The following is a 24673-nucleotide window of genomic DNA, read 5'->3' as shown; positions in this document are numbered from 1 at the left end:
GCTTTTGTAATCAGTACTTAAACCCTATGAGGAGGCAACAACAATTATGATGCTCAGAACACATCATTGCGGTCAATTGACCAAAGAACAAGTTGGACAAACAGTGATTTTAAATGGATGGGTGCAAACAAGACGTGACTTGGGCGGAGTGCTGTTCATTGATCTTCGTGACAGAAGCGGCATCGTACAAGTTGTCTTTAATCCGGATTTCTCTGGAGATGCTCTAGCAATAGCAGACCGTGCGCGCAGTGAGTACGTATTGGCTGTGCAAGGTAAAGTGGTAGAGCGCGACCCTGAAACAGTGAACAAAAATATCGCAACCGGCGAAATCGAGATTCAAGTCACACAGGTTGAGATCATGAGCCCTGCGAAGACACCTCCATTCTTCATCGAGGATGGCATCCAAGTGGATGAATCCCTTCGTTTGAAATACCGTTATCTGGACATTCGCCGTCCGGAAATGCAGAAGACCTTGATGCTTCGTTCGAAAGCGGCAAAGCTGTTCCGCAATTTCCTTGACGAGCAAGGTTTTATCGAAGTAGAAACACCGATTCTGACAAAAAGCACACCGGAGGGTGCTCGTGAATACTTGGTACCAAGCCGCGTTCATCCGGGCGAATTCTTCTCGCTTCCGCAATCTCCGCAAATTTATAAGCAGCTTCTGATGGTTGGTGGTCTGGAGCGTTACTACCAAATCGCACGCTGCTTCCGCGACGAAGATCTTCGTGCAGATCGTCAGCCGGAATTCACACAAGTCGATATTGAGACATCCTTCTTATCGCAAGATCAATTGCTCGAGCTGATGGAAGAGCTCATTGCTAAGCTGATGAACGAAACAGCAGGCGTGGACATTGCCCGTCCATTCCAACGCTTAAGCTATGCTGATGCAATGGCTAAATACGGCTCCGATAAGCCGGATCTGCGTTTTGGACTAGAGCTTCAAGACGTATCCGACATTGTTGGCGAGTCCGGTGTGCAAGTGTTTGCGAATGTAATTAAAAACGGCGGACAAGTGAAAGCCTTGAATGCCAAAGGCTGCGGCACTTGGAGCCGTAAAGAAATCGACGATCTGCTGCCTTTCGCAGCACGCTACGGAGCCAAAGGCTTAGCTTGGATTCAAGTCAAAGAAGGCGAATTCAAAGGGCCTATCGTCAAATTCTTCAATGAAGCTGAAATTGCTGCTCTTACAGAGCGTTTGGGTGCAGAAGAGGGAGACTTACTGCTATTCTCTGCGGACAAAAAGAAAGTCGTTGCAGACGTACTTGGCAATCTTCGTCTGAAAATCGGCCGCGATCTTGGCTTGATCGATGATTCCGTATTTAAATTTGCATGGGTAGTAGACTTCCCATTACTTGGCTATGATGAAGAAGAGAAGCGTTATGTCGCGGAGCACCATCCGTTCACGCGTCCTAAAGAGGAAGACCTGCACTTCTTCGATACCGACCCTGGACAAATTCGCGCCCAAGCCTATGACCTTGTTCTGAACGGCTACGAAGTAGGCGGAGGTTCCATGCGTATCTTTAAGCGCGAAGTACAGGAAAAAATGTTTGACGCTCTTGGTTTCTCCAAAGAAGAAGCAACCGAGAAATTCGGTTTCCTATTGGAAGCCTTCGAATACGGTACTCCGCCACATGGTGGTATCGCGTTCGGCTTCGACCGCTTGGTCATGCTGATTGCCGGTCAATCCAACCTTCGGGAGACGATCGCTTTCCCGAAAACGGTCAGTGCAACGGATCTGCTTACCGATGCTCCAAGCGCGCTGGAAGACAAGCAGCTTGAGCAGTTGTCCATTCGCGTTGCGTTGAAGCAGCCGGCTGGCAAGGCGTAAGAAGTATTAGAACGACTACTTTCACATACAGACGAGATTCCCGCGTTCAGCGGTTAGATGCCTTCGTGTCTAGCCGCGGCGCGGGATTCCGTTCTTTTAGACAAAGGAGGATTCAGCGGCATGCTGCATCAATTTTCCCGTACGGAGCTGGCAATTGGTCCCGAGGGACTGGAAGTTATGAAGAACAGTACGGTAGCGGTACTCGGTATCGGAGGAGTCGGCTCCATCGCAGCTGAAGCATTGGCCCGTACCGGAGTGGGACGCATCATCCTGATCGATAAGGACGTAGTGGACATTACGAACATTAATCGTCAGATCCATGCGCTGACGACCACTGTTGGACAGCCTAAAGCCGATCTAATGAGAGATCGGATTAAGTTGATCAACCCGGAGTGCGATGCGATCTCGCTGCGCATGTTTTACACGGAAGAGACGTATGAGAAACTGTTTGAATACGATCTTGACTATGTTTTGGACGCAAGCGATACAATTAGCTACAAGATCCATTTGATCAAACAATGCTTGCAGAGAAAGATTCCGATGGTGTCCAGTATGGGTGCTGCTAACAAAATGGACCCTTCTCAATTCCGTGTAGCGGATATTTCGAAGACGACGATGGATCCGATTGCACGCGTTATCAGGCACAAGCTTCGCAAGGAAGGCATCAAAAAAGGGGTAAAGGTTGTATTCTCTACCGAGGAGCCGATGAAGCCGCGTGAGGACGTCACTCAGCAGATCGTGCCCGAGAACGCTCCTGAAATCCGCAAAGCTCAGATGCCTCCGGCAAGTAATGCGTTTGTACCGCCTGTAGCGGGTTTAATCATGGTTAGCGTTGCCGTTAAGGAGCTGCTCGAGAGAGCTGAGCAAAGAGCGAAGAAAAGCGAGTAAGGATGACACGTATGGATTTGTTTACTTATGCGAGCCAGCAGGATCCTGGCGGCAAATTGTTAGCGGATCGTATGCGTCCGACTACCTTGGATGAATATATCGGTCAAGAGCATATTGTTGGCCGCGGAAAACTACTTCGGCGAGCCATTGAGGCGGATCAGGTCAGCTCCATTTTGCTGTACGGACCTCCTGGAACAGGGAAGACGACGCTGGCGAACATCATCGCCAACCGGACGCAAGGCGAATTCATCAAGTTAAATGCGGTTGATGCTTCAGTCAAAGATGTACGCGAAGTCATTGAGCAGGCCAAATCGAATAAAGCGCTATACGGCCGCAAGACGACGCTGTTTCTCGACGAGGTGCACCGCTTTAACACCTCGCGTCAGGATGCGCTGCTGCCCGCCGTGGAGCAGGGCATCCTCATCTTCATCGGGGCGACGACCGAGAACCCGTTTCACCATGTGAACGGGGCCTTGCTGTCGCGCTCGACGCTGTTTCAGCTCGAGGCCCTCACGGCGGAGCATGCGCTCATCGCCATGAGAAGAGCGCTGGCCGACCCCGTGAAGGGGCTCGGCTTTATGCGCCTCCGCGTGGACGAGGAGGCGCTGGAGCACATCGCGCGGATGGCCGTCGGCGACATCCGCCGCTCGCTGAACGCGCTGGAGCTGGCAGCGCTGACGACCTCGCCTGAACCGGACGGCACGGTTCAGATTACGCTAGAGGTGGCGGAGGAATCCATCCGCCGCCCGATCGTGAAAGCGGACGAGTCTACGCAGTATGACGTGCTGTCCGCTTTTCACAAAAGCGTACGCGGCTCCAGCGACGCCGCGCTGTTCTGGTTCCTCTATGCCGTCGAGAAGCTCGGCATGGATCCTATGACGTTCCTGAGGCGTCTGATAGTCGCCTGCAGCGAAGATATCGGCCTGGCTAATCCCCAGGCGATGATTCAGGCCGTCACCGCGATGGACGCCTACCATAAGATTGGCTGGCCAGAGTCTAAATATGTCATTTCCCAGGCAATTATTTTCGCTGTGGAGAGTCCCAAGTCGAATTCGATTCCCATTGCAATCGAGCGAGCTATGCACCTTATGGAACACGTCAAGTCCGCTGACGTTCCGCTGCATCTTCGGGATACTCACTACAAAGGGGCAGAAAAGCTAGGGCATAAAGGGTATATGTATCCTCATGATTATCCCGGTCATTTCGTACAACAGCAATATTTGCCCGATGCCATCAAGAATGAAATCATCTTTATCGCGAGTGAGCAAGGCACCGAAGAGAAGATGAAAGCCAACCAGCAAAAGCGAAGAGGAAGACAGACAGGAGACAGTCGATAAAGGGGAAATGGAGAAGCACCTTTTTCGGAGAAGCGCAGCAGGTGCCTTTAACAGTTTTGTTATCACCTTAGATCGGAGAAAAGCTGCTGAAGCTCGTAATGATCCATGCTTTATCAACAAACTGAACCGGCGAGAATGATCTCGCCGGTTTTTCTGTGCGCCTCACAGTCGCACAATCTAAGTGGTTCAAATCCACTCGGTAACTTTACCCTTTAAAGTGCCGTAGCCGAAGCAGAAGTCCTAACTCCAGTAGGAGAAGGATTGGCAGGGTGTCTCTCGCGAGGGGGAATCCGAAGGGCCTGCAGGCAAAGTCCAGCCCGGAATGCGGTGAACCAGAGGTGGCGGAGATGTTGGATGACCCGCCGGAAAAACGGGGAAATCTATGCCATAGGCATATCTTGCAGGAAAGCGCGAAAGGGATATGACCTGCAAGGCTCATCTACGTGATTAGGGTCAGGATGGATGGAACAGAATGTGCAGATAACTGAGGGAAGTCTCGTAGTTTCCTCTGCGCAAACGCGTGTGAGGTAGGCAAGGTATAACCCTAAGGGGAAAGCCAAATCGATGAACTGCGAGATGGCGGATCGTTCCGTAGTAGCGAATAAGTCTGAGCCGATGAAAGCTGGTAACAGTCTAGAGGGGAAAACTCGGATGAGTATGCGCGTGGGGAAAAAAATATTCTTAGTCGCATAACCTGCTTCCACTTCAAAAGAGGGAAGACAGAGGCAAAGGGAACGTGCTTCGTCAAAGACTGTGAGTTCAAGTGAGTGGAGATCGTAAGCGCCTTAAACCAGAGAGGGTATGACCAAGAGGGTGCGTCCCGCCGAGAGCGAGATAGCGCTTGGGGATAGAGGCAAACTGGCGACCTGAGTACACCTCAGGCAACAGGAGCGATTGAAAAAAAATTTTTTTCTAACACGCGGTTGCATGAGGTAGAACGAGTAAGGAATCGATCATCTGTAGCGCGAACAAGATCAGCTTGGTGAGTAGCAGGTAAAGGTGGTGAAACACCAATGAAACCGAAACGACGATACTACTCCCTGATCGACAAAATATATCAAATGGACAATCTGAATGAAGCCTGGCTGGCAGTAAAGAAGAATCAAGGAAGTGGCGGAATTGATGGGGTAAGCATTGGTATGTTCGAGAAGAACATAGGCATCAACCTAAAGGAAATCCAAAGGCTACTGCAACAAGATCGGTACAAACCCGACCCTGTCAGGCGACATTTCATCGAGAAGGAAAACGGGAAGTTAAGACCGTTAGGCATTCCCACAATCCGAGATCGCGTATGCCAGCAGGCTGTACGTCAAATCATCGAGCCGATCTTTGAGCAAGACTTCTACTACTACAGCTTTGGCTTCCGACCTGGATACTCTGCGCATCAAGCAATAAACACGATTCGACGAGCAAAGCGCGGCGGATACGACTATGTGGTAGACCTCGACATTATATCCTTTTTCGATGAAATTCCGCATGAACTGCTGATGGAAAAGGTTCGTGAACGAATAACCGACGGTAAAGTGCTGACGCTCATTCGCGGATGGCTCACCGCAGGAGTCATGGAAGATGATCAGTTCCATGAAACGTTAGTCGGGTCCCCACAAGGCGGGGTCATCAGTCCATTACTTGCGAATCTATATCTGAATCATTTCGACTGGAGTATGAAGGAGAAGGGGTTTGCTGTGGTCAGATATGCAGATGATGCAGTTATTCTTTGCAAAACAAAGGAGCGAGCAGAAGAAGCATACCAAACGGCAAAAACCATCTTAGAAGGGGAACTTCAGCTGAGAATGCATCCAGAGAAAACGAAAGTGGTGCAATTCGATGAAGGATTCCGTTTTCTAGGATTTGACTTCTGGAAAGAATATCTCATCTTGCCGGACGCAAAAGTGAAGAAGTACAAAGAGAAAGTCCACAAGATCACCCGAAGGCAGCAAGGTAACAACCTTAACGAAATGATGAAGAAGCTAAATGAAGTGTCACGCGGGTTTGGTAACTATTTTGGGATTGGGAACGTAAAGAAAAAGTTTCAACGCCTAGACGAATGGACACGCATGAGAGTGCGAGCTTTTATGCGGAAAAAGAAGTCTACGGTTTCAAACCGGCTTATTCCAAACAAAGTATTGGAAGAAGCAGGGATGGTATTTCTAACAAACTTACTCACCACACGTTTCTAATTCAGCAGTGAAATTTGCAATCCGGTGACGGGTGAAGACGACTCACTCCTGAAGATGGGGAACTGACGAAGGAAAGCCGTGTGCGGGAAATCCGCATGCACGGTTTGATGAGGAGTCCGGGGGAGTAATCCCCCGTCTTACTCTACTAGCTTCTTCTATTTAATCTCCAAATAATCCAGGTAAGCATCCCCGCTTTCGTCATCGGCAGCAATCACAACGAGCTGAATTTTTTGATTCCCAGGTCCATGACTAACATTGTTTAAGGTAAAGACGGCAGGTTTGCATCCGCTGAAATAAAAAGGTTGCTTTCGTCTGTTTTTATTGGAACCCCTTAAGCTCCCAGCTCTGGAATGACAGGGATTTCGGTTGTACATTTCCAGAGAAACATATATTGTAAAATATGGGGATGTGAATTGTGATGAAAAACCTTATGAAGAGGATTTGGATAGTTGGGATGTCCGCTGCGATCTACGCTCTAAACATGCATCCTGTCTTAGCTGAGGATATTTCTTTCCGAGATATTCCAACAGACTTTTGGGGATTTAGCAGTATACGTTGGGCTGTGGAGTCTAAAATCGTTGAAGGCTATTCCGACGACACGTTTAGACCCGATCAGCCTGTCACTGGTACAGAATTTATTGCTATGCTCATACGATGTTATCAAGCTGATAGTGTTAAACAAGAAGCTGCTGGTTCTTCCGATTGGTCGGATGCCTATGTAACTTATTGGTCTCGGCTTGGGTGGGGGGTGGCCGATCAACATCCATTATCGAGAGGGCAGGCAGCAATCTTTGCGGTTAATGCTGCAGGAAAGAATTATGTAATGAACGATGCCATCCAATATGTATTGGATCATCATATTGCTGAAGGGAAAACGTCTCATTCGATTGATGGTTTTCTGCAAGAGGATCTGTTAACTAGAGCGGAAGCTGTGACATTCATTCAGAAATTAAAGGAATCGAATATGAGCCTAGCTTCAAAAGTGGTAGTTCCGACGATTACCTATACAATCAAGAATATGCTTACGGTTGAATTACCGGCAAGCTGGGAAGGGAAATATGAGGTGGAAAGTGCCATTTCTGAAGATACGGCAGAAACCTTTGATTTTTTTAATAAGGATAATCGGGAATACGGAGGGTTACTGTTTACTATTAAAATTTGGCCCAAAGAGCGTTGGGAAGCCAATGAGGATCTTACAGGTATCGTGAAAATTTCAAAAATCGGCGAATTTGGAGATCAAGCAGTAACCATTAGCTTTCCATCGGATGTTAATTTTAGTCTGGACGATGCAAATCTGAAGCAGCAGTATCAAGACATGTATGAGGATATAAAGAATCAAAACGTTATCATTACAATTCTACAGCCGTGATTAGCTTACCTCATTCCAGAAGCCCATTTCCAACCTAATAATCACTCAACAAATAGAAGAGGGAGGCGGTGACTCATGAATACCGCAGGCTCCTTTTTGCTCTTCCATTTGAATGGTATAAACCTTCTCTGTCACAGAATTATATCGAATCGTTACAATCAGCGGGAATTCGTGCTTGTTCTTCTTGATCCAGAACCGGAACTGCTGTTGGTAGACGCCGGGCGCCGCGTAGGATTTTCCTAAATACTTATAATCCAGAAGTGTATAAATCTTACCGGCTTCTTTAAAAGCCATCCGGCTCCATTTCTCGTAATCGGAATCTTCTGGTTGGGGAATAGTCGCTGTAGCGTTTTGTGTGCTAGTAGGATGAACTGTCATTTGCACAGGAGCATCTGCAGCCGCAGAACACTCCCTCAGCTGCAGATGCTCTATATCCGGATCGCCAAGCAGACCCAGGCTGCCAGTAACTCCCACAAGGAACAAAGAAAAACCGTTCATGTACATGGCCACCTCCACTAGCGTAGCTTTTGCTTTTGAACGGTTCTGCATGCTTCGAACAGTACGGTAAATATTAACTTCCACGAATCTAAAGCCTGAATATCTTATAAAAATAAGCTTGTGCAGCTTCGGAACAGTGCTCACGAAGCAAAGCTCTGAAAGCAGATTTGGCTTCAGGTGTAGGAAGCACGTTCTTTTCCAGCTTGTGGAGCTCCATCCAATGGGCAGCTGTCATATAGCAGGAGCTGTTCCAGCCGCTCTTGACGCCATTTTGGTTTAACCGGTCGGTTGTTCCGGCAATGACAAGATCGGTTTTACTTTGGAGTTCAATGAGTGCCCGATCGAAATCCCCCTTGGACTCCTTGGCTTTCAACCCGGCTTTTGCCCGTAACAGCCTAGCATCAATGCCTTCATCATCAGCTACAGCCTGATAAATATCGACAGCCGCTTTAGGAATTAGTCCGTCCTGGTAGCGTTCTTCCACGGTATAGGGCTCTTCAAGCAGGTTTTTGACCAATGGAAACCATTCTGCAGATATGAGTACAGGCTTTTTGGCAAAAAATCGTCCATAGGCAGCAATACCATCTCCGGCAAACCGATCTCTCCACAGCCAAGGGTCCGTCTCCAAGCCGTTATGCCACTGGGATGGCTCCGTAATGGCTTCCAAAGAAGGATGCTCCGGTATGAAGGAGGAGAGAGGAAGAATACCGATTTGCTTGAGCAAAGGAATGGCTTCTTCATAGGTTGCTGCTTTCATGACTGAGCTGGATATCATGGCATTCTCAGCCTCCTGTCCAGATAAATTCTTACTTGTGAACCTTGTCGATAATGCCTCCGCCCAAGCACACATCCCCGTCATAGAATACGACGGATTGTCCGGGTGTTACTGCCTTTTGCGGCTTGTCGAACACGACCTCGCAGGTCCCGCCTTCGCCTATGGTCAGCTTCACGCTCTGATCGGGCTGGCGGTAGCGGAATTTGGCCGTACACGAGACGGTGCCGTCCGGTTTCTTGGGACTGATCCAGTTCAGATCTGTAGCTGTTAGCCCATGAGAGTAAAGCCCGGAATACTGCTCCCCCTGAACGACAAGCAGCACATTTTTCTCCAGGTCCTTGTCCACGACGAACCATGGCTCGCCCGTACCGGAGCCGCCTATGCCTAGACCCTGCCTTTGACCTAGGGTGTAGTACATCAGGCCGTCATGGCGCCCTTTAACCTCGCCAGTGCGAATATCTCGCATATCTCCCGGTTTGGCCGGCAGATATTGACTGAGGAAAGTCTTGAAATCTCTTTCGCCGATGAAACAAATCCCCGTGCTGTCCTTCTTTTTGGCTGTTGCCAGCCCGGCTGCTTCTGCGATTTTCCGAACTTCAGGCTTTGGCAGATGACCGATAGGGAACATAGCCTTGGACAGCTGCTCTTGATTGAGCATGTTCAGGAAGTAGGTTTGATCTTTATTGGAGTCGTTCCCGCGCAGCAGCACAAATTCACCGTCACGTTCTTCGACGCGGGCATAGTGCCCAGTTGCAATGTAATCTCCGCCCAGATCAAGCACCTTTTGAAGGAGCTCGCCGAATTTGATTTCCCGATTACACATGACGTCCGGATTAGGAGTTCGACCTTTACGGTACTCGTCCAAGAAATAAGCAAACACTTTATCGTAATACTGCTTTTCGAAATTCACTGTATAGAAAGGGATATCGAGCTGGTCGCACACCCGTCTGACATCCTCCGCATCTTCTTCCGCTGTACAATGACCGAATTCGTCGGTATCATCCCAATTTTTCATAAAGATCCCGATTACTTCATGTCCTTGCTCCTTGAGCAGCAGTGCTGCGACCGAGGAATCGACGCCTCCCGACATGCCAAGAATAACTCGTTTTCTACTCATTTGTTTCAACCTCTTTTCCAACTGCCAAAGCCATGCAAAAGCCTGCTTGCAGATCTATCTCACCATTATACATCCACCAATAATTTTTTAAAAATATTTCATGAGAATGTCATGGAATTTCACCCATAAAACAAGGAATTATGTTACCATATATATGATACGCGGATGTTTAGGAATGTTTTGGGTAAAAATGGTTACGCTGTTAATCTAGATATGGACAACTTATCGGCATATATGAAATTAATGAGGTGTTACTTTGAAAATATCCACGAAAGGCCGTTATGGCCTCACGATCATGATGGAGCTGTCTCATCGATATGGAGAAGGGCCGACATCGCTTAAAAGTATTGCCGAGAAGCACCAGCTTTCGGAGCATTACTTGGAGCAGCTGGTAGCCCCGCTGAGAAATGCCGGTCTGGTCAAAAGTATTCGAGGAGCCTACGGCGGTTACATTCTGTCCAAGACCCCGGACCAAATTACTTCCGGTGAGGTCATTCGTGTTCTTGAAGGGCCGATCAGTCCGGTCGATTTCACGGAGGAAGACGATCCGGCCAAGCGTGATTTGTGGATTCGCATTCGAGATAGTATTGCAGAAGTGCTTGACTCAACAACGCTCTCACATCTGATTTCTTTTCAGGACAAAGGCGTAAACGATAATTATATGTTCTACATCTAAAGGTGCATAATGAATCCAATTTATCTTGATCACGCTGCAACAACTCCTGTCCATCCTGAAGTGCTTCAGGCGATGCTGCCTTTTTATCAGGAGCTCTACGGAAATCCTTCCAGCACGCACAGCTTTGGGAGGGCAGCAAGGACTGCTTTAAACCGCTTTCGAGATTCGATGGCAGGGGCGCTTGGCTGTCTTCCGGCTCAGCTTGTATTCACGAGCGGGGGTACGGAGAGCAACAATATGGCGATATTCGGTTTATTGAATGCTCAATTAGACGGCAAGAAGCATATCATTACAACTCAGATCGAGCACCATGCTGTGCTGCATCCTTATGAACGGCTGGAGAGCTTGGGCTACGAGGTGACATACCTGCCAGTAGGTCCGACCGGTCTTATTCAATTGGAGGAGCTGGAAGCGTCTATACGTCCGGATACGGCTTTGATCAGCGTTATGTACGTGAATAACGAAGTTGGAACCGTTCAGCCCATTGAACAAATCGGACAGCTGGCAAGGGGCCGCCAAATTCCCTTTCATGTCGATGCCGTGCAGGCTCTGGGAAAGCTGACCATTGATCTAGGCGCACTGCCTGTTGATCTGATGAGCTTCTCTGCTCACAAGATCTATGGTCCCAAGGGCGTCGGGGCTTTGTATATAGGCAAGAACGTGATGCTTACTCCGCATACGCTCGGGGGCTCGCAGGAAAGAAAGAGAAGGTCCGGAACCGAGAATATGGCTGCAATTGCCGGTATGTCCAAAGCTGTTGAGCTTATCCTTCCACAGCTTCAGGACATCGGGCAGCATGCTTGGGAGCTCCGCTCCCTCATGATCAGCCGATTGGAGCAGCAGCTCGGAACCGAGGGCTTTACTATAAACGGTAGTTTGGAACAGTCCATCCCGCACATTCTTAACATCAGCTTCCCTGGTATCAGCACAGAAACGTTATTGATGAATTTAGATCTCGAAGGTATAGCTGCAGCGAGCGGCTCCGCATGTACTTCAGGATCCTTGGAAATATCTCATGTCTTACAAGCCATGCACTTGCCAGAAAATGTAACGAACTCCGCTGTTCGATTTAGCTTTGGAATGGGGAATTCTAAAGAGCAAATCGAAATAGCCGCGCACAAAATTGCAACCATCGTGGGGCGATTGCGTACTAGATAGTACCAGGCGGTTCTAGGAGGAATTCAGATTGCGCAAAGCGCGAGATCTTATCGGGCTGCCGGTGATCACAGTTGAATCAGGGAAACAGGTTGGCCAGGTAAAAGACTTGTGTATAGACTCAAATTGGAACATAAAGGGGATTTTTCTTGAAGCGAAGTCATGGTTTTCCTCGATCAAATGGATTGAGTGGAATCAGATAATCGCCACAGGAGAAGATGCCGTTACCATACCGAACGAAAGCGTCATTGCTGAGTACAGCCATGATGCCGGATGGATCGCTTTGATCGATGGGAGCCGGAAAATAACGGGGCTTCCGATGATTACGGTGGGAGGCCACCAATTAGGAATGGTAGAAGATGTTTATTTGGGCGAAGATTGGGGTAAACAAATAGTAGGTTATGAATTGTCCGAAGGTTTCATTTCCGACCTCAAAGAAGGGCGCAAATGGCTTCCTATGCCGGAGACGGCAACTAGAGGGGAAGATGCGGTTATTGTGCCGACCCACTGCGCCGCGGAAGTAGAAGAACTCTTCGTATCCAAAGAAGAATAGGGTGAGTAACATGATGCGTTGTCCAAATTGCAATTCCAAAGATATCGGCAAGATCGGTTCCCATCAGTTTTATTGCTGGGGCTGCTTCATCGAGCTCAGCGTGAACGGAGATAAGATGTCCGTGTATCAAGTGGAAGAAGACGGAACACTTAGCTCCCTGGACGATTTGTTTTTTGAGGAAGAAATTCCTCAAGTTCAGCTGCATGCCAATTAAGCTGGTCCATTTTTGAATTTAATTGAAGCACCGTAAATTCCCGTCATTAAGTCAGGAATTACGGTGTTTTTTTTGCTGTTTGAGTACGTTCAGCGATCTCGAAGAGAGCGTTATCGGGTTATTTTTCACAGGTTGTACATATACTGTATACGGAATCATATAGCCTGATGACGGGGTGAAACGATGGGACGTTTTTACCATAATAAATGGTTTGCAACGCTTGTTTACATACTGTTAGGACTTGCAGTGATCTACATGCTTCTATTAATCAAGCCGCTTCTGCTTCATGTATGGCAATTTCTGAAGGCGATCATAACGCCGTTCTTTATTGCAATGATCTTGTCCTATTTGCTCAACCCGGTAGTGAATATGCTGAATCAGCGCAAAGTGCCTCGAACGATTGCTGTGCTGCTGATTTACGGAGTCTTTATTACCTCGATGACCGTCATTATTATGAATGTGACTCCGATGTTTATGAACCAGCTCGATGAACTCAATGAACATATGCCGCAGATGGCCATGAGGGCGCAATCGCTCGTCGATGGCTTTAATCAGAATCAAATGCTGCCGGATAGCGTGCGGACAGGCTTTAATCATTCGTTAACGAAGCTGGAAAACAGTATTTCCATGGCGATTTCCAACTATGTGAATCAGATCGGCAATACGATTAATATGCTGTTTGTCGTGTTTATCGTGCCATTCGTCGCTTTTTATATCATGAAAGATATTCAACTGCTCGAGAAGACCGCGCTGACCATTGTACCAAAGGACCGCCGAAAGGTGACGGTTAAGCTGCTGCTTGATATTGATACGGCTCTTGGCAATTATGTGCGGGGGCAGCTGCTGGTTTGCCTCATCGTAGGGGTGCTTGCTTACATTGGATACTGGGCCATAGGTATGCCGTATCCCCTGTTATTAGCGAGTGTAGTAGCTGTATTTAACATCATCCCTTATCTGGGACCGTTCTTTGGCGCGGCGCCTGCCATTCTGATGGCTTCAACCGTATCTTTGAAAATGATGCTGTTCGTTGTTTTAGTGAACCTCGCCGTTCAGGTGCTGGAGGGCAATGTGATTTCTCCTCAGGTTGTAGGGAGATCTTTGCATATGCATCCATTGTTTATCATCTTTGCTTTGATGGTAGGGGGCGAAGTGGCGGGCATTGTCGGATTGATCCTGGCGGTTCCGTTCTTCGCTGTTATGAAGGTAATCATCCAGCATGTCGTGCTGCATTACGTTCGCAGACCGACTATATAGGATAAGAAAAGCACAAAACCCCTTTGAACGTGACTTGCGGGATCACGGTTCAAAGGGGTTTTGCACGAGGGTTGAGGATATGGGTTGAGTGGCGGTTCGAATCGAATGACTTTCAAAGGTGCCACAGAAAAAATCTTGCATCAAATGGTTCGATAATGAAAATCATTATCATTGATTTGATTATATATGGATGGTGAATCAGAGTCAACAGTGAAATGGCGCTTACGCTAAAATTTTATTGGCAGGCTTGCAGTCACACAACATGAGTCTGTCCTCATTGCTCATATTGACAGTGCTATTCCATAAAGTTATAATTTCCCTATCTATGAGTTGGAAATCGTTGATGGAACTTTAGTCAGTCATAGCCCGTCGCCAGAGAGAAGGTTCCGCATACATGCGCTGCATGTGCTGTCGGCTGAAAGAACCTTTCGATGCAAGAATGGCTGAGCGCTCGTTCCGGAGTGCGGATGAAACCCGCCGGTTGAACCCGTTACCGTTCATACAAGGAGATTTGGTCATAACCGCGGCAAGTGGGCAGCGTGGCTAAATAACCAGGGTGGTACCGCGATGATTCGTCCCTGTTTTTGACAGGGGCGATTATTTTTTATTCACCTCCCAAACCCTCCTTACAGGAGGGCCCCAGGGGTTTCGCCCTCTGGACCACGAGCGATTGTCTGATGAGTGAGCGTTGGCACGTTTGAACAGGGGTTCGTGGGGGGAGCGCTTTCGTCATTGGAAGCCAGCTATTCTGGCTTCTAGAGACACGCTTATACGTTAGGCGCGAAAAGATGTTCGATTCAGTCCAACTGCGCGGACCTGTCGAACTCATTCAATCATAAATATGGAGGCAGAAGAACCATGAAAGCTAGTGAAATACGTTCCAAATGGTTGCAGTTTTTTGCAAGTAAAGGCCATAAGATTGAGCCGAGCGCATCGCTTGTTCCGCACAACGATCCTTCGCTGCTGTGGATCAACGCAGGGATTGCGCCGCTAAAGCCGTACCTGGACGGCCGCGAGATTCCAGAAAATCCGCGAATTACGAATGCACAGAAGTGTATCCGCACGAATGACATTGAGAATGTCGGCAAGACTCGCCGCCATCACACGTTCTTTGAGATGCTGGGCAATTTCTCCATTGGAGATTACTTTAAGAAGGAAGTTATTCCATGGGCTTGGGAATTTTTGACGGGTCCGGAGTGGATCGGCTTCGATCCGAACCGTATTTCTGTTACGGTGCATGAAGATGATGAAGAAGCGTTTGAGATTTGGAATAAGCAAATCGGCATTCCTGCCGAGCGCATTTATAAACTGAAGGAAGATAATTTCTGGGATATCGGGGAGGGGCCTTGCGGACCTTGCACAGAAATTTTCTACGATCGTGGAGATAAGTACGGGGATCTGTCGGATCCAGAGTGCTGGCCGGGCGGAGAGAATGAGCGCTTCCTGGAAGTATGGAACCTCGTATTCACGCAATTCAATCATAATAAGGACGGCAGCTATACACCGCTTCCTAATAAAAATATCGATACAGGGGCAGGTCTGGAGCGTTTTGCATCCATTCTGCAGGACGTCGATTCGAATTTCGATACCGACCTGTTCTTGCCGATTATCGAGAAAACCTGTGAGATTGCTGGCGTTACGTACCACACGAACGAAGAGTACGATGTTGCACTGAAGGTCATTGCCGACCATATCCGTACGGTTACCTTCTCGGTTGGTGACGGCGTACTGCCGTCCAATGAGGGACGCGGTTATGTCATTCGCCGATTGCTGCGCCGTGCAGTCCGTTACGGCAAGGTACTTGGTATGGATAAGCCATTTCTGCACACTTTAGTGCAAACGGTTGGCGATATCATGGGCGTGTACTATCCGGAGATCGTAGACAAGCGTGATTTCATTGTCAAGGTCATCCGCACCGAAGAAGAGCGATTCCATGAGACGCTCAGCGACGGACTGAACATTCTGGCTGAGATGGTTGAGAAGTCACGTCAAGCCGGGGGCACGGTCATCAGCGGTCCTGACGCTTTTAAACTCTACGATACGTACGGCTTCCCGTTCGATTTAACGGAAGACTTCGCAGCGGAGAAGGGGATGACCGTTGACCGCGAGGGCTTTGATGCGGCTATGCAGGAGCAGCGCGATCGTGCAAGAGCAGCCCGTCATGAGGAAGCGGGAATGAAGGTCCAAGGCGGTCCGCTGGCTGACTTTACGGTTAAAAGCGAATTTGTTGGTTATAATGATTTGGTAGTTGCTGCTAACGTCATTGCCATCGTGCATGAGAATGAATTTGTTGATATTGTTGGGGTCGGCGAGACCTGCCAGGTCATTCTGGATCGCACACCGTTTTATGCGGAAAGCGGCGGACAAGTGAATGACACAGGTGTCATTCGTAACGGACAAGTAACCCTTCAGGTACAAGGAGTTACCAAAGCACCACATGGGCAGCATGTTCATACGGTTGTCGTAGAATCCGGCGTTCTCCGTAAAGGGGACGCGGTTGATGCCATAGTTACCGGAGCAGAGCGTGCTGATACGATCAAGAATCATACGGCGACTCACCTGCTGCACAAAGCACTGAAAGAAGTGCTCGGCGGGCATGTGAACCAGGCGGGCTCTCTCGTTGAGCCGGAGCGTTTGCGTTTCGACTTCTCCCATTTCGGCAGCATTAGCGCCGAGGAACTGCAGGATGTAGAGCAGCGTGTGAATCAGCAGATCTGGAACAGCACTCCGGTAGATATTTCCTTGAAGCCAATTGCAGAAGCCAAAGCTATGGGAGCCATGGCTCTCTTTGGTGAAAAATACGGTGACATCGTTCGTGTCGTGCAGGTTGGCGATTACAGCTTGGAGCTTTGCGGCGGCTGTCACGTGCAGAATACAGGACAAATCGGCCTGTTCAAAATCGTAAGCGAGTCCGGTATCGGTTCAGGTGTTCGTCGGATCGAGGCGGTTACAGGACGCAGCGCGTACGAGTATCTGGATCAGCAGCTTCAATTGTTGAAGGAAGCCGCTGGCATCCTCAAGTCCAACATTCAAGACGTTCCGAAGCGTTTGGATGGTCTGCAGGCGCAGATGAAGGAGCTTTCCCGTGAAAATGAATCGCTTCGCGCCAAGCTTGGACGCATCGAAGCAGGTTCGCTGACAGATCAAGTCAAGCAAGTGGCTGGGGTTAATGTCTTGGCAGCGCAGGTCAATGCGGCAGATATGGATTCTCTGCGAAACATCGTCGATGAGATGAAAACAAAGCTTGGATCTGCTGTGATCGTAGCTAGGCGCAGCTGCGGAAGATAAAGTGAATCTTGTTGCGGCCGTCACGCCTGATCTTGTTGCCAAAGGCTTCCATGCCGGTAAGATCATCAAAGAGGTTGCAGCGCAAGTAGGGGGAAGCGGCGGCGGTCGTCCCGATATGGCGCAAGCCGGAGGAAAAGATGCCTCCAAGCTTCAGGCTGCACTTGCCAAAGTGAATGAGCTTATTTCACAATTTGCTTAATAAATCGTCTCTGCTGGCTGCCTGAAATAATTGTCCTTAACAAATATTTTTCAACCGGACAGGAATTTTTAAGTCGGCAGAGAATATATCACAATATACAGCTAAAATTATGTAAAATTTTACAATGGCAGCAATTCGGAAAGTGGGGTGCTCCTGATGAGTTCCATGGATAAAACAATGAAGTTCAATGTCAAGGCTGAGGAAATCGAGACTTCACCGAGAGAAGTGCTACTAGCGGTTTACGATGCTCTTCAGGAAAAGGGGTATAATCCGATCAATCAGATTGTCGGTTACTTACTTTCTGGAGACCCGGCGTACATTCCTCGTCACAACAATGCTCGCAGCTTGATTCGCAAACGGGAGCGGGATGAATTGATTGAAGAATTGGTACGCTCTTATCTAGGCCAGCATAAATAGAGGAATTGAGGACCGGCATGAGATGGATGGGCTTGGATTACGGGGACAAAACAATCGGAGTAGCGCTAAGTGATGAGCTTGGCTGGACGGCCCAAGGACTTGAGGTCATTAACCGCCGCAAGCCCGAACAAGATATGGAACGCTTGTCGGCTATTGTCAGTCAATATAACGTCACCGAAGTTGTCGTCGGATTACCGAAAAATATGAATAATACGATTGGACCGCGTGGTGAAATTGCCATCGCATTTTCTGAGGAATTACAGCACAGACTAAATCTACCTGTACACTTGTGGGATGAAAGGCTGACAACGGTTGCGGCGACAAGAACGCTGCTTGAAGCTGATGTCAGCCGTAAGAAAAGGAAGCAGGTTATTGATAAAATGGCCGCTGCCTTGATCCTGCAAGGGTATATGGATGCTAATATGAAGAGGTGAACGAACATGTCCAAAGAAGAATTACGTGAAGAAGAGCCGGAAATTATTTTTATCCCGGATGACGAAGGCAACGAGGAAGAGTTCGAAGTCATCATGAAATTCGAAGTGGACGGTTCCGACAAGAAGTATATGATGGTCGTTCCGCTCGACGGCAGTGAAGAAGAGACTGAAGAAGTCTATGCGTTCCGTTACGAAGAAGATGAAGACGGCGAAGACTTGAAGCTCTTCACGATCGAGGACGAAGAAGAGTGGAATGTTGTTGAAGAAACGTTCAACACGTTGATGGCTGAATTTGAAGAGGACGATGAAGCATGAGTGTAACGCCTACATCCGTGTTGCGCAATGCATATGGGAATGATATCATTTTGTTCGATGAGCAAGACGAGTCGACAGTTTTTCATCTTCTTAAAGAATTCGTTCATGACAATGTTACATATGCGGTTCTGCAATCCGACGAGCTGAAGAAGGACGATGAAATCGCCATCTTCCGAGTCGTTCCAGGTGCAGATGAGCAGTATGAACTGGAAACGATCGAGGACGATGATGAATGGGAGACCGTCTCTGAGCTTTATGATGAGATGATGTTCCCGTTAAAGGATGACATGTAACATGACTACACCTGAGCGGAGTGCATCCGCTCTTTTTTGTTGTTTGTATACTGGCGGGGAGGTCGGACGTGGAACAATGGTTAGATGAAAGTAATGAGCTTGAAGCACCCAAACGTAAGAAATGGAAGCTGATGCTTCTCCTGATAGGACTGCTTCTCATTTTGCTGATAGGAGGCGCAGTGGGAACCGGCTTGTATATAACAAGCGCCCTGAAGCCGCTTCCGACATCCGAACAAGAGGTTCGGATTGTCATACCGCAAGGAGCGGGCTCGAAGCAGATCGCAGGCTTATTGGAGTCGACCGGGATTATCAAGAACTCATTCATGTTTACCTATTACTTGAAGTACAAGAAAGAAGGCTCCAGGTTCCAAGCAGGAGAGTATAGTATGAAGCCCGGCATAACGATCGATCAGATTATTGACAAGCTGAATAAAGGTGATGTTGTGAAGGAAGAAATGATCCGTATCACCATTCCCGAAGGATATACGATTCAGCAAATCGCGGAAAAGCTGGGTACCCAGCCGGGCTGGAGCACGGAAGCCTTTCTTGCAGAAGTGGACAAGCCGGGGGAATTCCAATCGGAGGCAGTATCCTCTCTGCCAGACAATCCGGAGATCAAGCATCGCTTGGAGGGATACCTGTTTCCGGAAACCTATGAGTTTAAAAAAGGGACCACGGAGCAAGAGTTTATCGAACGATCGCTTCAAGAGCTGGATAAGAAGCTGAGCTCCCTTCCTTCCGATTGGAAAGAGAAGCTTACCTCACGCCATTTGACCATGCATCAGATGTTAACGATCGCATCACTGATTGAACGCGAAGTGGTGGTGGATGAGGAAAGAGCGCTGGTCTCTGGTGTCATTACGAACAGGTTGAATCAAAATATGCCGCTCCAAATTGATGCAACGGTCCAGTATTTGTTGGACAAGCCGAAAGAACGGCTATTGGAAAAAGATCTGCAGATACAAAGCCCTTATAATACGTATTTGCATCCAGGCCTGCCGCCGGGACCGATTGCAAGCCCTAGTCTGGCATCAATCAAGGCAGCACTGTATCCAGAGGATACCAAATATTTGTTTTATGTTACGAAGAAGGACGGCTCCCAAGGACATCTATTTGCTGAAACCTATGAACAGCATAAGAAAAATATAGAAGCAAGTAAGAAAATGGCGAATTGACCTATACAATTGATGCTTTAGCGATGCTGGAAAGAAGGGTAATGGAATGAAAAAACCGGAGTTAATTGTGAGCTGCGGATCATTGGAAGAAACCAAAAGATTGATTGATGCTGGGGCTGATGCAGTCCTAGTGGGGGAAGAGAAATATGGTCTGAGGCTGCCGGGGAATATCGGGCTTTCCGATATGCAGGTAGCGGTAGAGTGGGCGCATGCACGCGGCGCCAAGGTTTATGCAGCAGTCAATAATATTTTCGATAACGATACATTGGACGGCTTGACGGCTTATATCGAACAATTACACCTTATCGGTGTCGATGCGCTCGTCTTCGGAGATCCGGCTGTACTCATGATTGTGAGAAGCCTGGGTAAGACAATTAAGCTGCATTGGAATGCCGAAATGACCTCCACCAATTACGCCACAGCGAATTATTGGGGCTCGCAGGGAGCTTCGAGGGTCGTACTGGCCAGAGAGCTGAACATGGAGCAGGTGCTGGAGTGTAAACAGCATACCGATCTCGAGGTGGAGGTACAGGTGCATGGCATCACGAATATCTACCACTCCAAACGTGAATTGGTCAAAAATTATATGAAGCATCAGGGACGAGATCATGCCGTCATAGAAGATCGTTCGAAAGAAAGAGGCCTATTCCTCATTGAGCATGAGCGCCGCGACCAGCGTTATCCTGTTTATGAGGATATCAATGGTACCCATATCATGAGCTCGGAAGATATTTGTATGCTGGAAAACTTGCCGGAGCTTATCGACGGTGGTGTGGACAGCTTGAAGATCGATGGACTGCTTAAACCGTTAGCCTATAACGAGGAAGTAGTGAAGAAATATCGAATGGTCATCGATAGGTACACGGAAAGCCCGGATACTTTCGAATTCCAGGACGAGTGGCTGGATGAGATTCGAAGACTCCAGAATCCGGATCGAGAGTTGTCTTACGGCTTCTTTTATAAAGAACAGGTTTATTGAGGAAAGAAGGGTAGCATCATGAGCAAAACTGCTGTAGAAGTAAGAGCACGTGGGAAGAGAGTTCGACTGGACAAACCGGAATTACTGGCCCCCGCAGGCAGTCTGGAGAAGCTGAAGTTTGCGATCCATTACGGAGCGGATGCCGTCTATATCGGCGGACAGAAATATGGCCTCCGTTCCAATGCAGATAATTTCACACTTGAAGAAATGCGAGAAGCCGTACAGTTTGCCGATGCCTATGGGGCAAAGGTTTTTGTTGCTACGAACATCTATGCCCATAATGAGGATATTGAGGGGCTGGAAGAGTACTTAAGAGGGCTTCAGGATGTAGGGATTGCCGCGATCATTGCAGCGGATCCAATCATTATGCAGACATGTAGAAGAGTAGCCCCTAAGCTTGAGGTACATGTAAGCACACAACAGTCTACGATGAATTGGCAGACGGTGAAGTTCTGGAAAGAGCAGGGCATTGAGCGGGTAGTCCTAGCCCGGGAAGCAAGCATGATGGAAATTGATGAGATCAAGAAGCATGTCGATGTGGAAATTGAGGCATTCATTCACGGTGCCATGTGCAGCTCGTATTCTGGCAGATGTGTGCTGTCGAATCATTTCACAGACCGTGACTCCAACCGGGGCGGCTGTTCGCAATCCTGCCGCTGGAAGTATGATCTATTTGCCAAAGAGCAGATATCCGGTGAGCCGCTGGCCACGGACCTGCCGCTGTTTGTTGAAGATGACGACGCATTTACAATGGGCTCCAAGGATTTGAGCATGATTGAACATATCCCTGACATGATTGAATCAGGCGTAGATAGCTTCAAAATTGAAGGACGGATGAAGAGTATTCATTACGTAGCTACGGTTGTAAATGCCTATAGACAAGCGATCGATGCTTATTTTGCCGATCCGGAAGGTTACAGGCTGAATCCTTTGTGGGTTGACGAGATTCACAAAGCGGCGAATAGACCGCTGAACAATGGTTTCTTCTATGAGGCGCCCGGTCCTGAGGATCATATCTATGAACCCGAAGATAAAGCGATAGGCTTTGACTTTGTCGGTTTGGTTATGGACTACGATACCCAGACGGGTATGGCTGTGATTCAACAACGGAATCATTTCAAGACAGGCCAGGAAATCGAATTTTTGGACCTGACGGCACTCACTTTAAACAAACGGTGGGAGCTATCTACGATGAGAATGGACAGCATCTTGATGCTGCAAGGCACCCGCTGCAGATCGTGAAGATACAAACGGAGCAGCCAGTCAAGAAGTGGGATATGATGCGCAAGAAGACTGGAAAATAGGATGAAAGAAGTCTGCTCTAGGTCTTAAGACTTGGAGAAGACTTCTTTTTATTTTTTTGATCGTGAATTAAAGGAAAATGTTAAATGGTGTCGAAAATACTAAGAGACAAAGAGTGAAACCCTTTTCAAATTTTGGCGATGTTACCCAAGATAGACAGAAACTAATGGTGGTGAAAAGAATGAAGAGTGGACTTGAGAAGATCACTTCAACTTTAGCGAAACTGGGAAAGTCCTGTTTAAACGTCATTCGTAAAGTAAAGTGGGGTCGATGGTTCAGTAAGGATTCCAAGATTAATGGAGTCATCAAGGAAATGAAGCTTGGTGAAAAGTCGAAAAATGTCAGTTCTGCTGCTTGGAAGGAAATGAGGCAGATGAAGCTGGAAAATCCAGTGAAATCTGTAGGAATGAAGCTCTTTTTCATGTTCTTTTTCAGTATCTTGATTGGTGTTTTGGCTGTGGGCTTGGTTTCCTACTCAATCTCTAAAGGTGTCATTAAGAACAAAGTTTCGGACTCTAGCGTACAGACGATTACGCAAGCAGGTCAAAAAATGGACTTTTTATTCTCAACATTTGATGATACGACCTTGCAAATTATGCTGAACAAAGATATTCAGGATTTGCTTGATAAGCAAACGGGTCTGGATAAGGGATCTTATGAGTACTTGGATCTGACTAGACAGCTGTCAGATAAGCTGAATACAGTAATTTTCTCGAATAAATCGATTAAATCGCTGCATATGTACCGTCCGGATGGCACTTTAATCATTATTTCAGGAGCTGGCGGCAGTACATTAGCAGGTAATGTGGATGAACAAGACTGGTTTAAGAAAATCATGGATGCCAACGGCAAAGTTGTTTGGTTGGACAGTAAGACAACTGGCTATTCCTCCAATTCATCTAACACGTTCGCAGTCGGCAGAGTTATGCGTAATACGTTGACCAATTCTACATCTGGTATACTTGTATTGGAATTAAGCACAGAATTGCTTAGTAAAGAAGTTAGCGGCATCTCTCTTGGGAGGGAAGCAGTGTGGTGCTCATCAACTCCTCCAATAAGTTCATTGCAACAGCAGATAACAAGGGAATGGGAGAAGATTCTCCTATGCAGCTTTCTTCGGAGCAGCAGGCTGTGGAAAAAGGCTCCTTTACGAATAAAGACGATCATATGATTGCTTATTACCACTCTCAAGTATCCGGTTGGTATTTGGTAGGTGATATCCCAGTTAGTACGCTTGTTAAAGAAGCGAAGAGCATCTTTAATGTAACGATTATCATTGCAATAATCTCTGGTATCGTAGCAATTTTAATTGGATTGTTTGTAGCCAGAATGATCGGAAGACCGCTGATTAATCTTCGTAATTTGATGCAGCAGGGCGCACAGGGTAAGCTCACTGTAAGAGCGAACTACAAGTCTCAAGATGAAATCGGACAATTAGGCGCAAGCTTCGATTTGATGATGCAGCAGATCACAGCGCTCGTTCAACAGACCAGCTCTTCAGCACAGCAGGTGTTTGAAACAGCAACTGAGCTTTCTAATTCATCGAAAGTTACAGCAACGGCAGCCCGTGAGATTGCAGTAGCAACGGATGAGATCTCCAACGGGGCTGGTGGGCTTGCTACTGAATCCGAACGAGGCAATGAGTTAACGCACCATATCGGTGAGCAGATGAAACAAGTGATTGAAGCGAATCTGGAGATGGGTACGGCAGCAGCTGATGTTCAGAGCTCAAGTGAGCAAGGAACCAGATATATGACCGAACTCATTGGCAAAACAAACCTGACTGAAGAAATGATTCGCTCCATGGTTAACAAAGTAGACCGACTCAAAGACAGCACTCGTTCAATCCGTAAGATCTTGGAAGTTTTGAACAATCTTACGAAACAAACGAATATTCTCTCGTTGAACGCTACAATCGAAGCTGCACGTGCAGGTGCTGCCGGTAAAGGTTTCATGGTCGTTGCCGATGAAATTCGCAAGCTGGCCGATCAATCCCGTCAATCGATTGATATTGTAGGTCAAACAACAGAGACGATCCAAACGGAAATTGACGAAACGGTCAAGGCTCTTTCCGAGGCAACACCGATTTTCCAAGAACAGATTCAAGCAGTGAAAGAAGCTGACCTGATCTTTAAGCAAGTAACTAATCACATGGGCGGCTTTATCGGCCAGCTTAGCGCGGTTAGCGACTCCATCAGCTCGCTAGAGCAATCCCAGGTTGTTCTCTCTGATGCGATGACGAATGTCAGTGCAGTTGCAGAAGAGTCACTGGCAACATCCGAGGAAGTGGCTTCCTTGAGCTCTGAGCAGCTGGGTATCAGCGAAGGCTTGGTCAAATTGTCCGAGAAGCTGGATCAGCTATCGAAGACTTTGAACGAATCTCTTTCCAAGTTTGAAATAGAATAACCAATAGATAACGAAGATGTC

At 47.7% G+C, this 24673-nt stretch carries 21 protein-coding genes and 3 pseudogenes; 20 read left to right on the top strand and 4 right to left on the bottom strand.

Annotation, left to right across the window (positions count from 1 at the left end; genetic code table 11):
* Positions 1-49: 49 nt before the first annotated feature.
* The 4 genes from aspS (at position 50) to ltrA (ending at position 6233) form a co-directional block, all read left to right on the top strand.
* Positions 50-1828 carry an aspartate--tRNA ligase gene (gene aspS / locus L0M14_RS19685; RefSeq protein WP_235122968.1) on the top strand — a complete coding sequence of 593 codons (1779 nt, stop codon included), beginning with the start codon at positions 50-52 and terminating at the stop codon, positions 1826-1828.
* A gap of 120 nt (positions 1829-1948) precedes the next feature.
* Positions 1949-2716, top strand: a complete 768-nt coding sequence (locus L0M14_RS19680) for a tRNA threonylcarbamoyladenosine dehydratase (protein WP_235118301.1) — start codon at positions 1949-1951, stop codon at positions 2714-2716.
* Positions 2717-2727: 11 nt separating this feature from the next.
* Positions 2728-4053 (top strand): replication-associated recombination protein A, encoded by a 1326-nt coding sequence (locus L0M14_RS19675; RefSeq protein WP_235118300.1) that lies wholly within the window; start codon positions 2728-2730, stop codon positions 4051-4053.
* A gap of 1013 nt (positions 4054-5066) precedes the next feature.
* Positions 5067-6233, top strand: a complete 1167-nt coding sequence (ltrA, locus tag L0M14_RS19670) for a group II intron reverse transcriptase/maturase (RefSeq protein WP_235118299.1) — start codon at positions 5067-5069, stop codon at positions 6231-6233.
* A gap of 155 nt (positions 6234-6388) precedes the next feature.
* Here the strand turns inward: ltrA and L0M14_RS19665 are convergent.
* Positions 6389-6571: pseudogene (locus L0M14_RS19665) on the bottom strand (polysaccharide deacetylase family protein); the annotation flags it as partial.
* Between the two features lie 80 nt (positions 6572-6651).
* Here L0M14_RS19665 and L0M14_RS19660 point away from each other — a divergent pair.
* Positions 6652-7602, top strand: coding sequence for an S-layer homology domain-containing protein (locus L0M14_RS19660; RefSeq protein WP_235122967.1), 951 nt, complete (start codon positions 6652-6654; stop codon positions 7600-7602).
* 45 nt (positions 7603-7647) lie between these two features.
* Here the strand turns inward: L0M14_RS19660 and L0M14_RS19655 are convergent, their stop codons facing one another.
* From L0M14_RS19655 to mnmA, 3 genes are all read right to left on the bottom strand, one after another.
* Positions 7648-8100 carry a DUF3889 domain-containing protein gene (locus tag L0M14_RS19655; protein ID WP_235118298.1) on the bottom strand — a complete coding sequence of 151 codons (453 nt, stop codon included), beginning with the start codon at positions 8098-8100 and terminating at the stop codon, positions 7648-7650.
* An 88-nt stretch (positions 8101-8188) separates the two neighbouring features.
* The gene (locus L0M14_RS19650; RefSeq protein ID WP_235118297.1) at positions 8189-8875 is read right to left on the bottom strand and encodes an AlkZ-related protein; all 687 of its coding nucleotides are present in this window, start codon (positions 8873-8875) and stop codon (positions 8189-8191) included.
* 31 nt (positions 8876-8906) lie between these two features.
* Positions 8907-9992, bottom strand: coding sequence for a tRNA 2-thiouridine(34) synthase MnmA (gene mnmA, locus L0M14_RS19645; protein ID WP_235118296.1), 1086 nt, complete (start codon positions 9990-9992; stop codon positions 8907-8909).
* 256 nt (positions 9993-10248) lie between these two features.
* Between mnmA and cymR the strand changes: the two genes are divergently transcribed.
* The 15 genes and pseudogenes from cymR (at position 10249) to L0M14_RS19570 (ending at position 24652) form a co-directional block, all read left to right on the top strand.
* On the top strand, positions 10249-10668 hold the full coding sequence (gene cymR / locus L0M14_RS19640) for a cysteine metabolism transcriptional regulator CymR (protein ID WP_235118295.1): 420 nt from the start codon (positions 10249-10251) through the stop codon (positions 10666-10668).
* Between the two features lie 9 nt (positions 10669-10677).
* Positions 10678-11826 carry a cysteine desulfurase family protein gene (locus tag L0M14_RS19635; RefSeq protein ID WP_235118294.1) on the top strand — a complete coding sequence of 383 codons (1149 nt, stop codon included), beginning with the start codon at positions 10678-10680 and terminating at the stop codon, positions 11824-11826.
* Between the two features lie 28 nt (positions 11827-11854).
* Positions 11855-12376, top strand: coding sequence for a PRC-barrel domain-containing protein (locus tag L0M14_RS19630; protein ID WP_235118293.1), 522 nt, complete (start codon positions 11855-11857; stop codon positions 12374-12376).
* 10 nt (positions 12377-12386) lie between these two features.
* Positions 12387-12590 carry a hypothetical protein gene (locus L0M14_RS19625; protein WP_235118292.1) on the top strand — a complete coding sequence of 68 codons (204 nt, stop codon included), beginning with the start codon at positions 12387-12389 and terminating at the stop codon, positions 12588-12590.
* Between the two features lie 183 nt (positions 12591-12773).
* Entirely contained in the window at positions 12774-13844 is a 1071-nt protein-coding gene (locus L0M14_RS19620) for an AI-2E family transporter (protein ID WP_235118291.1), read from the top strand.
* A gap of 858 nt (positions 13845-14702) precedes the next feature.
* Positions 14703-17331, top strand: a pseudogene (gene alaS, locus L0M14_RS19615) (alanine--tRNA ligase).
* A gap of 156 nt (positions 17332-17487) precedes the next feature.
* The gene (locus L0M14_RS19610) at positions 17488-17748 is read left to right on the top strand and encodes an IreB family regulatory phosphoprotein (RefSeq protein WP_235118290.1); all 261 of its coding nucleotides are present in this window, start codon (positions 17488-17490) and stop codon (positions 17746-17748) included.
* 17 nt (positions 17749-17765) lie between these two features.
* On the top strand, positions 17766-18182 hold the full coding sequence (gene ruvX, locus L0M14_RS19605) for a Holliday junction resolvase RuvX (RefSeq protein ID WP_235118289.1): 417 nt from the start codon (positions 17766-17768) through the stop codon (positions 18180-18182).
* A gap of 6 nt (positions 18183-18188) precedes the next feature.
* A complete protein-coding gene (locus L0M14_RS19600; protein WP_235118288.1) occupies positions 18189-18497 on the top strand; it encodes a DUF1292 domain-containing protein in 309 nt (102 codons plus the stop codon).
* Positions 18494-18790, top strand: coding sequence for a DUF1292 domain-containing protein (locus tag L0M14_RS19595; protein ID WP_235118287.1), 297 nt, complete (start codon positions 18494-18496; stop codon positions 18788-18790). Before L0M14_RS19600 ends, L0M14_RS19595 begins: the two co-directional genes overlap by 4 nt.
* A 68-nt stretch (positions 18791-18858) precedes the next feature.
* A complete protein-coding gene (gene mltG, locus L0M14_RS19590; RefSeq protein WP_405030793.1) occupies positions 18859-19965 on the top strand; it encodes an endolytic transglycosylase MltG in 1107 nt (368 codons plus the stop codon).
* 46 nt (positions 19966-20011) lie between these two features.
* On the top strand, positions 20012-20944 hold the full coding sequence (locus tag L0M14_RS19585) for a peptidase U32 family protein (protein ID WP_235118286.1): 933 nt from the start codon (positions 20012-20014) through the stop codon (positions 20942-20944).
* Positions 20945-20962: 18 nt separating this feature from the next.
* Positions 20963-22248, top strand: a pseudogene (locus L0M14_RS19580) (peptidase U32 family protein).
* Between the two features lie 179 nt (positions 22249-22427).
* Positions 22428-23417 carry a cache domain-containing protein gene (locus L0M14_RS19575; protein ID WP_235118285.1) on the top strand — a complete coding sequence of 330 codons (990 nt, stop codon included), beginning with the start codon at positions 22428-22430 and terminating at the stop codon, positions 23415-23417.
* The gene (locus tag L0M14_RS19570; RefSeq protein ID WP_235118284.1) at positions 23351-24652 is read left to right on the top strand and encodes a methyl-accepting chemotaxis protein; all 1302 of its coding nucleotides are present in this window, start codon (positions 23351-23353) and stop codon (positions 24650-24652) included. The genes L0M14_RS19575 and L0M14_RS19570 overlap by 67 nt, the downstream gene beginning before the upstream one ends.
* Positions 24653-24673 lie beyond the last annotated feature (21 nt).

The sequence above is a fragment of the Paenibacillus hexagrammi genome (genome assembly GCF_021513275.1).
GTDB lineage: Bacteria > Bacillota > Bacilli > Paenibacillales > NBRC-103111 > Paenibacillus_E > Paenibacillus_E hexagrammi.
Note: the sequence above shows the minus strand (reverse complement) of the source record. Positions and strands in the feature narration are given on the sequence as shown.